This is a genomic window from Alteromonas sp. ABV4_515 (assembly GCF_056160345.1).
Map to the genome: position 1 here is coordinate 108,009 of NZ_JBSWWZ010000008.1, position 14,964 is coordinate 122,972.

Consider the following 14,964-nt stretch of genomic DNA (forward strand, 5'->3'; position numbering starts at 1 on the left):
TTTTTATTTTTGCTGCTATACACTGAACTGGATTGGCGGAACGATAATGCTTACCGGCCCGCCGTTAGTTACACGTTGCAAGGTGAATTACATGGTGTAGTTAACACCTAAGAACAGGGTACGACCACGTGGGCCAACAGGCCATGCTGTTTGCGTAGCGAACGGTTCTTCATCAGCCAGGTTGTTGATACCACCAAATACTGCCAGACCTTCTTCAAGCTGGTAGCTTACGTTGATATCGTGAATAAGCGTGCTGCCAAAGAAACCACCACCGGCGCCAAACAGTTGTTGATAACCGTTTGTACCCAGCGCTTCTTCTACTTCACGATAAGCCTGACGGCTCTGATAGGTAGTTTGGAATGACATGCTCAGGTCGCCACGAGTCCAGCTAAGTTCGATGTTTCCTGTTGTTTCCGGCGTACGGATTTCTTCAAGATCAACATCAACGTCAGACATATCAAGCGGATTAACATAACGGTTCAGTTTTTCCTGACGGGTGCCCACTAAACTTACACCGAAGTCGTTAGCACCAATACTGAAGAGGTAGTTGACAGACAAGTCATAACCTTCAGCTTCAATTGAAGCGAAGTTTTGTGAGAAGGTTGTCAGGCTGTTTAGACCACCATCGGCACGACGAGTAAACTGATTACAGTATTCCAGTCCCGGGTAGTTTGCTGAATCGTAACAACCTCGAAGAATGTCTGCCGAGCCAACCGCGGCGATAGCATCTTCAATTTCTACACTCCAGTAATCCAATGTTACGCTGAAGCCTTCAAGGTAGCTTGGGCGATATACGGTACCGATAGTTACGGTTTCAGCAGTTTCAACATCGAGATCCGGGTTACCGCCTGAAGTGCCTGAGAAACGGGCTGTCAGCGGGTTAAGCCAGATGTAGTTACCATCGGCGTCGACGATATCTTCAGTAGGTACGCCAGCGGCTTCAAGGCCAGCAACACAGTTTGCAACCCGTGATGAAGTGCCTGCGTCTATGTTGTTTGGATCACACGGGTCCAGGTTCAGGTTAACCGTCATAGGAATTTGCGGGTCGTACAGCTCTGAAATGTTAGGTGCTCTTACCGCTTCAGAGTAGGTACCACGCAGGTTCAGGTCTTCGATGGGGCTGTAAGAGAAACCGACTTTCCAGGTGGTTGCATTACCCAACGTGGAGTAGTCAGCCATACGAATGGCGCCATCCAACGTAAATTCGTAGGCAAACTTACGGTCCATAAAGATTGGCAGGCGCACTTCTAAGAATGCATCAATCACGTCATATTCACCCGACGTGTTGAATTGCTGAACGTTATCGATACCGGTAAGGAAGTACAACCACGGCGATACTTCGTTAACCGACTGGCCAGCTGTATAAGGCGTGCCTTCTGGCAGGATGCCTCGGGCAAGTGGGTCCAGTATGCTTTCACTCGACTCTTCACGGTATTCAAGACCCGCGGCATAACCCAGTGGGCCGTCCAATACGCTTTCCATCACTTCAAACTGACCAACACCGGTAAGGCTAACCACGGTTTGCTCAAGAGTGGTTTTGTCGTGCATACGGGCAGTAATGAAGTCTTGTGCTGCCTGACTTGCGGCAAAAGTACCGAAAGGGTTCAGCGGCGCACACTGGCCATCGCCAGGCGTGAAGGTGTAATAGTTGCTGCTGGAATAAGCACCATTGGCATAGTTGTTACCCGCTACGAAATAATCGATTTCGTATGCCGCAGTAGGGTCTATGTCGGAACGGCAAACAATGTTTCCATTCGCATCGGTAGTGGCGTCCATTGCCGCGAATACGCGGTCGGTGATTTGTTCAGAGTATTCGTCTTCACGGGTAAAACGGCCATAGTTAACAGCAAATTCTAACGAGTGGTCGTAAGAATAATCCCAGGTGAAACCCCCTACAAAGCGCTGAGTTTCACGGGTGTATGTGGTTTCATCGTCATCCCAGCCGATGGCATCCTGGGTAATCAACAAATAGCCGGTTTCATCCATTACAGGTTGTAATTGTTGCGGGACAAACGGGTTATCTGGCAGGATAGCCAGAGTGTCGTAGTATGAGTCGTATTCTGCGTAAGACGTGGTATCCGCCTTCACATATTTTGCTTCAAAAAACGCATTTAACTCATCGTTAATCTGATAGTTACCATTTAAGTTAACGATTACCTTATCGGTATTTGGCATCAGTGTGTCGTTATCGAACGTTGCTTTCGCGCCATCGCCACCGCTACTTAACAGGCCGTCATAAATCGGGCCATCGCTGTTTACACGGATAGTGCCGTCAGGATTTGTGAGCCAGCAGCCTGCCAGATAGCCAGTTTGACCACCTAAAGACTCCTGACAGTCAGCAACACCATTGCTGTTGATATCAAGGTAAGTGACATCACGACCACCAAAACCAGGCGCTACAGACCCTTCGTTTGAGGTGAGCCAATAACGAACGTCATCAGCTAACTGTAGTTGAGTGTCACCGCCTGGGTTAGCAACAATGCGAGAAATGCCGTTGTTTCGAGACCAGGAACGATCGCCGTGCAGCAGTTCCTGTTCTTTTTCGTAAGACAAGGTAAGCACAATGTTACCCTTGTCATCGTCGAAGTTCTTACCGAACGCGCCGTCTAACGCATAGGAGTCACCGCCCGATTCTTCTGGCAGCGCGCCGGTCGCATTAATTTGAACACCCTCAAAGTCATCTTTCAGGATGAAGTTCACCACACCGGTTACCGCATCGGCACCGTAAATTGCAGAAGCACCACCAGTGGTCACTTCAACACGCTCAACCAGGGCACGAGGAATGGTACCGATATCAACCGCAGAGGTACCACGGAAACCAGCAACGTGACGACGACCGTTAACCAGAGTCAGGGTTCTTTCACCGCCCATGCCACGCAGGTTCAGAGAGTTAGCTCCGGTAGAAGAGTTCTCTGCAGTAGACGAGGAAATCAGTGCAGGAATGTCGGCCACTACGTCAGCCAGGTTAAGCTCACCGGACATTGAGATATCTTTGCTGTTCAGCGATTGAACGGGTACAGAAGAAATCACGTTAGGATCGGTAGGAATGCGTGAACCGGTGATATTCACCACCTCAACGTCTTGCAGGTTTTCTTCGGCTTCCTGAGCGAAGGCATATCCTGAGCTTAACGCCGCAGCAATACATAAAGAGACCGCAGAACGTTTTCTGCCAAGTTGATGTGTGTGTTCTTTCATAGTGGTTTCCTGTGAAACAGATTTTTATTTATGTATGTTTTTGTAATTTTTATGACACGGTAAGACTAAGTAATGTACTGAGCACACTTCATACCAAGTTTAATGAAGCTGGATGGTGCGGTCAGTGAGCACGAAAAGAGCAAAAAAATGGGGTGATATACCAATTTGGTGCGACAGTTTGCACTTTTAAGGTGCACTTACAGCAGTCTGTGTTTTTTGGGCGGGAATTTATCGTTGAATGGATAACTAATCAAGTTGAATAGATATATCATTTGGCTGAATAACTATTTTTGCACCATTTTAAGTGAATTCAGCCGCTTTTTTAGATCATCAAGCTCGTTTGCAACCGGCTTCCATCTATCAATACCATTAAAATTGATAGGTTGGCGCACCTGTTCGCTGCTTGCAGTGTGAACGGCTCGCCCGGAATGTTGAAAGTTGAGGCATGCTTGTTCAAAGGGCAAACCAATATAGTGCAAAATACGCGTTAACTCGTCTTCCGGCGCAGCCACCAGATTCTCATATTGCACCTTTAGCACTTTTCCAGGCAACACATCATCCCAGTGATGCATTAACGCCTCATAGGCATTGAACGCATCGGCAATATGGACAAGGTCATAACTGAAATAAACACCGTGGGGGAAGTACTGCTTATATAGGCTGTACCCACAATCCATGGGATTGCGTCTGACATCGATGATCTTCGCTTGCGGCAGAATTTTATGAATGAGCCCCACCAAACGGTAATTGAAGGGCTGTTTATCGGTAAAAAACTGACGTTCGCCTGTACGGAATAATCTGCCATTATCGAGATAGGCTTGCCCAAGTGAGGCAAGTTCATCCGATTTGAGCTGGTACAGCGCGTCCGACAAGTTGCAGCCATATTGCTTCGCTGCCAGCCGTTCTGCCTGGCGTTCAATGGCGGGCAGCGTGGGCTGTTCAATTGTGCCTTCAATTTGTGTGTGACTTGCCAGCATTTGCTCGATTAACGTGGAGCCGGAGCGGGGCAGGCCCACAATGAATATGGGCACCGATTGCTGGTGGTTTATTGTGGCTTGGGAAGCGAGCGATGAACGACGATACGTATGAATGCGATTTTCACATTCTTTCTGCATTGCCATCGGGGTAAAACCTGCCGTGTCTTTTAATGCATTGGCTTGTTTGTATAGCGCAAACGATTCTGCGGGACGGTTGTCAGCTTCACTTAATTTGGCATAAGCAAAGGTGGCCGGGCAACGAATGTGGGCAGGAACGTTACTATTAACTAAGCTGCCCAATTTTGCTTTGTCGTCGTCACTGAAATGGTAATTTTTAAAGTCTGCCAGCGCCCACCAGGCTTCGGCATTATTAGCATTGGCGTTAAGACTGGCCTGTAAGCAACGAATACTCTGCTCACGTTTACCCAAAATGCGGTACGCCTGACCGCGAATAACATTGAGTTTGCTGAGCTCTTCGGAATTGCTGGCAAGGTGTTTCTCTGCCTCGTCACAGCGAGCCAGTAGTGCCGGGTATTGACCATACTTGAGTAGCAAATTGATGAGCATCCACAATGGGTCTAGCCCATTATCGAGTGAGACTAACCTTGTCGCCTCTTTTATTGCATCCTCAAAGCGCCCGGCCTTATCGTAGCTGGTAGACAACAAATGACATAGGGTTGCATTAGCAGGGTGCACCCTTGTTGCTGGCTCCAGGCAGGCAATGCTTTCATCGGGTTGATTTTGCGTTAACGCGATACTCGCCAGGCTAAAACACGCTTTCGGGTGATTTGCAGTGTGTGAGAGCATTTGTCTGGCTCTCTGCTCTGCCTCAGCGAGCGCCTGGCGTTGCATACACTGCTGAATATATTTAAAGTCGGATTGTAGCGGATCTAACTGTTCAGCATGCTGGACAATTTGCACGGCTTCCCTCATATGTCCCACCTCATATAAGCCGCGGCTAAATAGCAACCACGCCTCATAAAATTCAGGGAATTGCTTAACGCCTATGTACAGCACCTTCACCGCTTCGTCCCATTGTTGCGCATCAATGAAGTGATTAGCCTGATCTAGCAGTTGCTGTTTAGGTGCGTGAGACATGGGTAAATAAAAAGCCCTGAGTAATGGTTGTTGTAATAAGACCGATGGTGGCATGCAGCGGAAATTTCACCGAAAAGGCTAACAGCAATTATTTATCGCTGCAGCAATTATTTAATGCGGAAGTGTGGTTGGCGAGAACCGAACATGCTGATTTGCAGGCAATTTGTGTAGATGGATAAAACTCAAAAGGTATTCAAAGCTATACGTGGGTAGTGTTAGTGATACCCGGTTTAATGTTTGAAGTCTTCAAATTTTAAGCGTTGTGCATATAGTAACCACTTGTCTTCAGAGGTCTTCCTTATGCAAATTAATACTAATCTTTCTTCTAAGGATTATATCCGGGGCTACAAGGAAATGTGCCGCTTTATCGGCAATGCACCCATTGTGTCGGGTGCGCTACTGCTATTAGCTTTTGCGGTTACGGCAATTCCTTTTTCTCTGTTCCCACTCAAAATGGGTGCCTACGGACTACTGGTTACATTGGTAGTGTGTTGTGTAAGTATTCACTATCGTTTTGGAACACTGACTGGATTATTTGACGAACTGAAACACCAGCAACGCTTATTCTTGCCAGCCGTTGTGGCGATGACGGCACTGAGTTGGCTGGGTTATGTTGTGGCGACGTCTGTAGCCGGGATGATGCTTTCTGGTGGAGGGGAGCAGGCGATGACGTGGGACGGTTTTTCGGTGATGGGAATTGTGGTCGCAGGCGCGGCAGTTTGTGTTGCCCAACTAATGCCATACGTGATTGCCCATTTCTGTAACGGCCTGAACCTTTCCCGTCAGCAGGGTGAGCATATCTGGCTGACGTTGATGCTACGTTGGAAAACCTTTCTGGCCTTCGTGCCGGTAGCCTTGTTTGTGCCGCTGGCAATGCTGATACAACAGGATCTCAGTGCGTTTATTTTGCTTGTCGCGACTGTATATTGCACCTTTCTGATGTTTATTGTGTTCAATGTGTCGCCAACGCCCAGAACACAAACAGTCTCTTCTTCTTTGTTTACAGCACAGGGCGCGTAACGCGCCCCTTACTGTTATCGGGCTGATGCCTGTAATTCAGATTCGGTTTGTAAAGCACCGGAAAACGCCCGGTATACCCCGACCAGTCGCTGAAAGTGCGCCACTTCTACCACCGCGAGTTGATCCCGGCTATCTAGCAATTCCCGCTCACTGTCGAGTAACTGCAGGAAGTCTGTAGTACCCGAGCGATAGCGCGCCCGGGCAATTTTGGCCGCCCGTTCACTGGCTTCGAACTGACTTTGTGCACTTACCAGTTGTTCCCGGGTGAGGCCATAGGTGTCGAAAGACAGTTGCATGTCGTTGGCCGCTTCAACAACCGTTTGCTCAAACTGAGAAAGCGCGATGGCAGTATCGGCTTCTGCCATATCAATGCGGGTATTCACTGCGGCCAGGTTGAGTGGTAACAGTCTAATTGACGGTGTGACATTCCAGCTCTGACTGGCGCTGTTCAGCGCAAGTGACGGCGAAGATAAAAAGCCAAGAAAACCGCTCACTGAAACGTCTGGGTAAAGCTCGGCAGTCGCCACACCCTGCTGGGCGGTCATGGCAGCCAGATTCCGTTCGGCAGAGGCCACGTCAGGACGATATTGCAGGTAATTGATGCTGTCATCAATTTTTACCGGGGTTTGCAGTGCGGGAATACCCGCACCACCGCCGATGGTGAGTGATTCAGCCGTTTGGCCCAGTAGAGCTGCCAGCGTATTGTGCGCAGTTTTCTGCGTTACCCGAATGGCGGGGATCTGCGTTTCTACCTGGCGCATCTGAACTTCAAGCTGGGCTTTTTCAAATTCGGTAGCGCTGCCTGCTTCAATCTGTGCCTGGATCACGTCCATGCTTTGTTGCAGAAAATTGCGGTTCATCTCGGCGTAGAACAGGCGGCGCTGGGCACCGCGATAGTCGCCATAGCTGGCAGCTACCTGGCTGATAATTTGCAATTTCGCGTCTTGCCATAGCATGGTTGCCTGTTGCGCCTGGGCTGAAGCGGCTTCCTGCGCACGCTTCAGGCCACCGGCGAGGTCAGCATTCCAACTTAACGACAGGCCGTTGGTGTAACTGCGGTTAATGACGTTATCGTCGGCGGCAAACAAGGTGGCATTTTCACTCACCTGATACGATGACGACAGGTCACCGTCGGGCCAACGATTCGCGCCAGCCTGACGAAAAGCTGCATTCGCTTTTGCCACATTGGCCGCCGCTTGTTGTAAATCGCGGTTTTGCTTGATTGCGGTAGCAATCAGCGCAGACAGAGCGGGATCTTCAAACTCAGTCCACCAGGTTTGTAACGCCGGGGCAGCCACGTAATCAGCAAGTGCTACGTTGGCAACCTGTTGCGGCTTTTCATAGTCTGGGCCGACCGTGCAGCCCGCCAGGGTGGCAACCGCCACTGCGGTTGCCAGGAAAGTAACAGCACTACGCATTGTCCTGTTCTCCTTGTAATGTTTTCTGCGTCGGCGTTTCACGCGTGAGCAGATAGTAAAACAGTGGGGTAAGTAACAAGCCGAACAAGGTAACGCCAATCATGCCTGAGAATACGGCAACACCCATGGCCTGACGCATTTCTGCACCCGCACCGGTAGAAAATACCAGCGGTGCCACGCCCATAATGAAAGCGATGGAGGTCATGAGGATGGGGCGAAGACGCAAGCGTCCAGCTTCTAAAATGGCATCCATACGGCTTAACCCTTGTTCCTGCAGTTCTTTGGCAAATTCCACAATTAGGATGGCGTTTTTGGTGGCAAGGCCTACCAATACAATGAGTCCGATTTGCGTGAGAATGTTGTTGTCTCCGTGATACAGCATTACGCCGCTTAGCGCCGACAACAGCGTCATTGGAATAATCAACACAATGGCCAGTGGCAAACGCAGACTTTCATATTGTGCAGCCAGCACCATGAATACCAGTACGATGACCAGTGGGAACACAAGCATATTGGCATCACCGGTGAGGATTTGCTGATAGGTCAGCTCGGTCCACTCGTAAGTCATACCGTTTGGTAGAGTTTCATCGAGAATGCGCTCAATAGCAGCCTGCGCCTCACCAGAACTATAGCCAGGTGCTGCACCGCCGTTAATCTCTGCGGTAGTAAAGCCGTTGTAGTGCATTACCCGGTCTGGCGCAGCGGTGTCGTTCACGCGGATAAACGAGTCCAGCGAGACCATTTCTCCCTGCGCATTGCTCACCTTCAGCTGTCCAACCTGCTGGGCCGAGGCACGGAACTGCTGATCAGCCTGCATGTTCACCTGGTAGGTGCGACCAAACAAGTTGAAGTCATTGACATAAGTCGAACTCATATAGCCCTGTAATGTGCTGAACAGCGTGTTTAAATCGATGCCTTGTTGCTTGGCTTTTTCGCGATCTACATCGATATCGATTTGCGGCACGTTCACCTGATATCCCGAGAACACACCGGCCAGTTCTGGCGTCGTGGCAGCTTTTTGCATGATCTCCATGGTCACCCGGTTCAGTTCCTCAAAGCCGTAACCGGCCCGGTCTTCCAGTTGCAGGCGGAAGCCACCAATGGTACCCAGGCCCATCACCGGTGGCGGCGGGAATATGGCAACGAAGGCATCTTTTAAGGTGCTGTACTTCCCATTGAGCTGTGCCGCGATGGCATTGGCAGAAAGCGACGGATCTTTACGGTCGTCAAAATCATCCAGGGTCACAAACACAATCCCGCTATTAGTGGCATTGGTGAAGCCATTAATGCTAAGACCAGGGAACGCAATGGTATTGGCAACACCTGGATGCTCCAGCGCCATGGCCGACATCTGTTCAATTACCTTATCGGTGCGATCCAACGAGGCTGCATTTGGCAGTTGTGCAAATGCAATCAGGTACTGTTTGTCCTGTGCCGGGATATAACCGGTTGGCGTAGATTGAAACTGAACGCCAGTAAGCGCTACCAGTCCTGCATACACCACCAGAACCAGTGCACCAGCCCGGATGATGCGTTTAACCACAAAACCGTAGCCGTCAGAAAGCTTGCTGAAGAACCGGTTAAAGGGCGCAAACAACCAGCGTCCAAACAGGGTGTCGATACCTTTTGACAGCCAGTCTTTGGGGGCGTCATGACCTTTCAACAGCACGGCAGACAGGGCAGGGCTTAAGGTCAGTGAGTTAATCGCTGAAATAAACGTAGAGATGGTAATAGTGAGCGCGAACTGCTTGTAAAACTGGCCTGTGAGTCCGGTCATAAAAGCGGTTGGAATGAATACCGACGCCAACACCAAAGTAGTGGCGACAATAGGGCCGGTAACTTCTTTCATTGCCTTGATGGTGGCTTCCACCGGTGCCAGACCTTCACTGATATTACGTTCAACGTTTTCCACTACCACGATGGCGTCGTCTACCACGATACCAATCGCCAGTACCAGTCCGAACAGCGACAGGGCGTTAAGCGAGAAACCCATCACTTGCATGAAAGCAAAGGTACCAATTAACGATACCGGCACGGCTACCAGAGGGATAATTGAGGCGCGCCAGGTTTGCAAAAACAGCACAACCACAATCACCACTAGCACGATGGCTTCGAGTAGTGTTTTCACCACCGCCTGAATGGAGCCGCGAACGAACACGGTAGGGTCGTAGGCGATTTCATAACTCACGCCTTCCGGGAAGGTTTGCGACAAATTGTTCATGGTGGCGCGTACGTTTTCGGAAATCTGAATGGCGTTAGAGCCTGCCATCTGAAACACGCCCATGCCTACGGCCGGGTTGTTATCAATGGTAGAACGCAGGGCGTAGGAGTCGGCACCCAGCTCAACCCGTGCCACATCTTTTAATCGGCTGATTTCACCGTTCTCGCCCACTTTGATCATGATGTCTTCAAACTCATCCACTGAAGCGAGACGGCCTTTTACATTCATCAGAATGTTGAAATCGGCATTTTCAACAGGCTGCGCCCCCAGACTACCGGCAACCACCTGCTGGTTTTGTTCCTGAATGGCATTGGAGATATCTACCGGGGTTAACCCTAGAGCGGCAACCCGCGAAGGATCAAGCCAAACGCGCATACTGAATTCACCCGCTCCGAACTGACGCACTTGTCCCACGCCGCTAATTTTAGCGAGTTCATCACGCACGTTCAGGGTCGCGAAGTTAGACAAATACAGCATGTCGTAACGTTCATCCGGCGAGTACAAATGCACTACCAGCGTAAGATTTGGCGATGACTTCTCAGCCACCACACCCAGACGTTGCACCTCCTGTGGCAGTCGGGGTACAGCACGGTCGACCCGGGCTTGAACCTGAGACTGCGCCAGGTCGGCATTGGTGCCGATGGCGAAAGTGACGGTAAGTGTCATGGTGCCGTCTGCTGTAGATTGCGACGACATGTAGAGCATATTCTCAACGCCGTTGATTTCCTGCTCCAGTGGCGATGCCACCGTTTCAGCAATGATCTGCGGGTTGGCTCCGGGATAGCTGGCAGTCACCACCACCGTGGGCGGTACTACTTCCGGATATTCTGTAATGGGCAATTGCCAGACCGCAATGCCACCGGTGATCACAAACAGCAGTGACAGCACAGTGGCAAAGATAGGCCGGTGGATAAAAAATCGTGAAAACATAGGTGTGCTTGTTCCTGTTATTATTCTACAACTACGCCATTAACCGACACATTCAATGCCAGGCTTTCTGGTTCAAGTTGCTGCTGACTAGTGCGAATGGCGGCCAGGGTGGATTCATCGGCCATATCTACGGTTGCCGGGGTGATTTGCATGCCGGGCATAACACGTTGCAGACCATTAACGATTATGCTCTCGCCTTCGCTCAGGCCGTTCTCAACAATGCGTAAATCACCCAGCGATTCGCCAAGGTCGATTTTCCGGTAGGTCACGGTGTTATTGCTGTCGACAACCAGTACGAATTTATTATTAAGGTCGGTGCCGATGGCTTTTTCATCAATCAGAATGCCGTCGTGAACGTCACTGCCAGCAAGCCGGATTTTCGAGTACATGCCCGGCATCAGCGAGCCATCTTCGTTACGGAAAGTGGCACGAATACGAATGGAACCGGTTTGTGCATCGATGCGGTTATCAACGAACTCAATCGCTCCGTGATAACGAAAATCGTCGTCACCAGATAGACCCATCGATACGGTTTGCGCTGCCGTTTTCGGGTTGTTGATCAGGCCGTTGCGGGCGTATTGCAAGTAGGTTTGCTCATCCACGCTGAACCAGGCGTACATCTTTTCTGTAGACACAATGCGAGTGAGTTCACTGCTACCCGCAGACACGTAGTTACCTTTAGTGATGGTGGCGTTTGACACTCGTCCGCTCACGGGGGCAACCACTTCTGTGTAGGATAACGACAACTCAGCCTGTTTCAATTCAGCGCGAATCGCTGCTGTCTGTGCTTTTGCTTCAAGCCATTCCGCACGGCGATTATCAAGGGCTTCCTGTGATATGGCATTTTTACTGACTAATGACTCACCCCGTTGAAATAGAGATTCAGTGAGGTTCATATGGCTTTCAGCGCTATCTAACTGCGCTTGTAAGCGCTCCACATCAACTTCAAAAGGGCGAGGGTCAATTTTAACCAGCACGTCACCGGCCTTTACCAGCGCACCTTCTTCAAACAGGATTTGTTCAACATAACCTGAAATGCGTGGGATCAGGGTAACGGATTCTGGTGCCTGCAAACGACCGCTGAATTCATCCCATTCACTGAGGCGCATTGAAACAACATTGGCCACATTCACTTCCGGGGCTGTGGCTGCCTGCATAGCGGGATCTTTGGCATCACTGCAACCGCCAAGTACCGCGCTGGCCAAAATTGCACTTGTAACGAGTGTGGGGGTGAAAAATCTGGACATGGGTTACTCCCTTAAATTTTGAGAAAACGATCCCGCCCCGTTTTCACTGATAAATAAAACAGGCTGATCGCAGAAATTTGATGGAAGCTATTTTAGTGTTTCTAAACAGTTTGTTTAATACACGATACTTGTTGATGATTGCACGATTCTGTTTTGCTTGTAGGATTGTGCAATGATTGAAAAGAATTGTACAAGTGAGGGTAAAAATGGCTTAAAGCGGTCGTTTTAGTGTTATTTTTATTTAAATCAATGTCTTGGGTTTAGGATTTGAGCGTGGTTAACAATTTTTACTTTATAGATAACTTTAGGTCAGCAAATTGTGTAATTGCATAATTCTTTATTGTTGCGCTATCTTATCATCATACTGACGCATGAACGCAATACCGGAACCGCCAAAATGAATGAAAAAATCCAATTTTATCAGCAAGAGCTTATTGATATTACGTCGCGAATTAACGATGGCGATGGTGTCAGGCAAACTAACGTTCCGGGGTTAAAAACGGTTCGCACCTGTCACACAAGTTGCACGCACCCCACCATATACGAGCCCATGTTCTGCCTTCTGTTGCAGGGGGGGAAAAAGCTACGAATGGGCGAAAAAGAAATCAATTTTAAAGAGATGTCTTATCTCATGGTACCGGTGATGTTGCCGGTTATCGGCGAAATAGTGAATGCCTGTAACGAAAAACCCTATGTGGGTGTAAGTATCGATCTGGATATGCGCATTTTGTCGGAATTGGTCAGTGATATCGGTGAAGGCTTTTATGCAAACGGGCCGAATGGCTGTTGCATGAATAATTACGACGTGGATGAAGGCATTCTTTCAGTATTTCAACGGCTGCTACAGTTACATGAAACCCCAAAAGACATTCCGGTGCTGCTGCCCATGTTGAAACGGGAGTTGATGTACCGCGTGCTGAATGGCCCTGGCGGCGTGCAGTTGCGCCAGTTTTTGATGCACGACAGCAACGCGAGCAGAATGAGCAAGGTGATTGAAATGATCCGCGACAATTTTGATGAGCCTTTGAAAGTTAAGCATTTGGCAAACGCGGTAAACATGAGCGAGTCAGCGCTTTATAACAGCTTTAAGTCGGTCACCAGCATGTCGCCGCTGCAATATCAAAAGCAATTACGTTTAAACGAAGCGCGACGAATTATGATCCACGAAGGGCTGGAAGCGGCCACGGCAGGCTATAAAGTAGGTTATGGCAGCCCGTCTCAGTTTAGCCGGGAGTACAGCCGACTGTTTGGTGCGCCGCCTGCGGCGGATATCAACCGCGTGCGCAATAGTGTAGGTGCCTGAGTCACGGGAAAAGTGAGTTAAACGCGTAAGCGGTTTATTAAAAAGAGCATGGTACAATCCATGCTCTTTTTATTTGTAATGCCTCACCATTATGCTTTATCACTTGCTGGGATTACTCAGTTCTGCCATTTTCATTTTTACTTGGGTGGGCTTGTTTGCACAGATTCGTCGTATCAGCCGTCAGCAACAAAACGTAAGCGATGACAACCACAGTCTGTCGCTGAATCAGTTTGGCTCCAGCTTCTTCGCCTTTTACGCCATGTTCATTTTTGGCATTGCGGTTGAGCCGTTTAATCATTATCTAGTGTGGACACGCTGTGGCGCCTGTTTGCTGACATTGGTCATTCTTGTGCGTATTTGGCGATTAAGGCGCACAAGAACGGCCGCTGGGGTGTCGTTGTTGGCGTCTGCCGCGCTGGTGGGCGGATTCATTTCTATGGGGTTCCGGCCGTTTCCAGCCTTGGCGCAACTCGGGGCCAATACGCTGATGTTGCTGGTAACGGTGATCCTCATTCAAGGTACGCTGCATCAGTGGCTGTTATTGCGTCGTCGTCAGCACATAGGTTCACTCTCATTCGGATTGTTTTACGGCATCTTAGCAAAAGATATCAGTACTTTATTGTTTGGATTGACGACGCCTTTTGCGCAAGCCTGGCCGTTACTCGTACTCAATGGGGCAAGCGTGATTACCCGCGGTGCCGTGCTGTTGCAGATGAAGCATTTGCAGAAAAAGCAGCTTCAGCATGAATCGGGCTGTTCACCGAGCAAATAAAAAAGGGCCTGCTGGCCCTTTTACCTAGTGTCCTAAAAAATCCGGCGCTGCAGTAGGCGCGCAGCGCCGGCACCTTAATCAGAGCTGAGGTTCGACTAAGGATTTGGTTGGTAGAAACCACGAATCATCCGTGGCAAAAATTCCCTGGGGAGAGGGTCTTAATTAGTTTTTTGCCAGCAAATTTTGCTGGGCGATAAATTCGGCATTTTTCTGAATCACGCGGTTATAACGGCCAAGCGCTTGCGCTTTTTCCATGTCTTCCACACACGCCTTTGAATCTTTTTGCAGGTAGTTAAAGATGGCGCGGTTATTAAACGCCAGCGCGTTACGGCTTCCGGCATTAACGGCTTCATTGCAGGCTACTTCTGCTTCTTCACTCTGACCAAGTGCAATATGAGCAACGCAAAGGTTATTCAGCAGTGGAGCACGAAGCGCTGGCACAGTCGTTTTTTCCAACGCTGCTAATGTACGGGTAATACCGTGCTGATAGTTACCGGTTTCGATTTCACGAACACCGTTAACATCCTGAACGCTCGTCTTAAGCTGCAGGTTATCAATCGAAGGTGACTGACTGGCATTGGCGCTGAACACCGCTGATAAACATACGGTGGCAATAGCTGCTTTCTTAAACATAGCTTTCATCAGGATCATGATATTCACCTCAACACGTTATATTTTGCAGAGTTTTACCAGGCATCGGCAGTTCTTTTGCTGTAGCTGGGTGACTCCGTTTATACTGTCCCGGATGCGTTGTCCGAAATCGAAATAAATTTGTAACAGTCG

9 protein-coding genes are annotated in these 14,964 nt (G+C 49.4%); 3 read left to right on the plus strand and 6 right to left on the minus strand.

All coding sequences use genetic code 11. The features are described 5' to 3' along the window. Positions 1-87: 87 nt before the first annotated feature. Both ACXAGX_RS18425 and ACXAGX_RS18430 read right to left on the minus strand, forming a co-directional pair. Positions 88-3,195, minus strand: a complete 3,108-nt coding sequence (locus ACXAGX_RS18425) for a TonB-dependent receptor domain-containing protein (RefSeq protein ID WP_474840145.1) — start codon at positions 3,193-3,195, stop codon at positions 88-90. 284 nt (positions 3,196-3,479) lie between these two features. Further along, positions 3,480-5,270, minus strand: coding sequence for a tetratricopeptide repeat-containing sulfotransferase family protein (locus ACXAGX_RS18430; RefSeq protein WP_474840147.1), 1,791 nt, complete (start codon positions 5,268-5,270; stop codon positions 3,480-3,482). A 300-nt stretch (positions 5,271-5,570) separates the two neighbouring features. On the opposite strand from ACXAGX_RS18430, the gene ACXAGX_RS18435 reads away from it, so the two are divergent. Next, positions 5,571-6,290 carry a hypothetical protein gene (locus tag ACXAGX_RS18435; RefSeq protein ID WP_474840149.1) on the plus strand — a complete coding sequence of 240 codons (720 nt, stop codon included), beginning with the start codon at positions 5,571-5,573 and terminating at the stop codon, positions 6,288-6,290. Positions 6,291-6,304: 14 nt separating this feature from the next. Here the strand turns inward: ACXAGX_RS18435 and ACXAGX_RS18440 are convergent, their stop codons facing one another. The 3 genes from ACXAGX_RS18440 to ACXAGX_RS18450 are packed head-to-tail and all read right to left on the minus strand — an operon-like array spanning position 6,305 to position 12,106. Next, complete coding sequence (locus ACXAGX_RS18440) at positions 6,305-7,708, minus strand: efflux transporter outer membrane subunit (protein WP_474840151.1); 1,404 nt, start codon at positions 7,706-7,708, stop codon at positions 6,305-6,307. Then, positions 7,701-10,859 (minus strand): efflux RND transporter permease subunit, encoded by a 3,159-nt coding sequence (locus tag ACXAGX_RS18445; protein ID WP_474840153.1) that lies wholly within the window; start codon positions 10,857-10,859, stop codon positions 7,701-7,703. Before ACXAGX_RS18445 ends, ACXAGX_RS18440 begins: the two co-directional genes overlap by 8 nt. Positions 10,860-10,879: 20 nt before the next feature. Beyond that, positions 10,880-12,106, minus strand: a complete 1,227-nt coding sequence (locus ACXAGX_RS18450) for an efflux RND transporter periplasmic adaptor subunit (RefSeq protein ID WP_474840155.1) — start codon at positions 12,104-12,106, stop codon at positions 10,880-10,882. Positions 12,107-12,503: 397 nt separating this feature from the next. On the opposite strand from ACXAGX_RS18450, the gene ACXAGX_RS18455 reads away from it, so the two are divergent. Beyond that, on the plus strand, positions 12,504-13,409 hold the full coding sequence (locus tag ACXAGX_RS18455; protein WP_474840157.1) for an AraC family transcriptional regulator: 906 nt from the start codon (positions 12,504-12,506) through the stop codon (positions 13,407-13,409). A gap of 91 nt (positions 13,410-13,500) precedes the next feature. Then, the gene (locus tag ACXAGX_RS18460; protein ID WP_474840159.1) at positions 13,501-14,181 is read left to right on the plus strand and encodes a hypothetical protein; all 681 of its coding nucleotides are present in this window, start codon (positions 13,501-13,503) and stop codon (positions 14,179-14,181) included. A 162-nt stretch (positions 14,182-14,343) separates the two neighbouring features. Here the strand turns inward: ACXAGX_RS18460 and ACXAGX_RS18465 are convergent, their stop codons facing one another. Beyond that, on the minus strand, positions 14,344-14,832 hold the full coding sequence (locus tag ACXAGX_RS18465; protein WP_474840161.1) for a hypothetical protein: 489 nt from the start codon (positions 14,830-14,832) through the stop codon (positions 14,344-14,346). Between the last annotated feature and the right edge of the window lie 132 nt (positions 14,833-14,964).

What these genes read in the sequence shown, in the direction of transcription:
- ACXAGX_RS18465 (WP_474840161.1), bottom strand. Translation starts at nt 14,832, where the DNA reads ATGATCCTGATGAAAGCTATGTTTAAGAAAGCAGCTATTGCCACCGTA.
- ACXAGX_RS18425 (WP_474840145.1), bottom strand. Translation starts at nt 3,195, where the DNA reads ATGAAAGAACACACACATCAACTTGGCAGAAAACGTTCTGCGGTCTCT.
- ACXAGX_RS18455 (WP_474840157.1), top strand. Translation starts at nt 12,504, where the DNA reads ATGAATGAAAAAATCCAATTTTATCAGCAAGAGCTTATTGATATTACG.
- ACXAGX_RS18435 (WP_474840149.1), top strand. Translation starts at nt 5,571, where the DNA reads ATGCAAATTAATACTAATCTTTCTTCTAAGGATTATATCCGGGGCTAC.
- ACXAGX_RS18430 (WP_474840147.1), bottom strand. Translation starts at nt 5,270, where the DNA reads ATGTCTCACGCACCTAAACAGCAACTGCTAGATCAGGCTAATCACTTC.
- ACXAGX_RS18445 (WP_474840153.1), bottom strand. Translation starts at nt 10,859, where the DNA reads ATGTTTTCACGATTTTTTATCCACCGGCCTATCTTTGCCACTGTGCTG.
- ACXAGX_RS18440 (WP_474840151.1), bottom strand. Translation starts at nt 7,708, where the DNA reads ATGCGTAGTGCTGTTACTTTCCTGGCAACCGCAGTGGCGGTTGCCACC.
- ACXAGX_RS18450 (WP_474840155.1), bottom strand. Translation starts at nt 12,106, where the DNA reads ATGTCCAGATTTTTCACCCCCACACTCGTTACAAGTGCAATTTTGGCC.
- ACXAGX_RS18460 (WP_474840159.1), top strand. Translation starts at nt 13,501, where the DNA reads ATGCTTTATCACTTGCTGGGATTACTCAGTTCTGCCATTTTCATTTTT.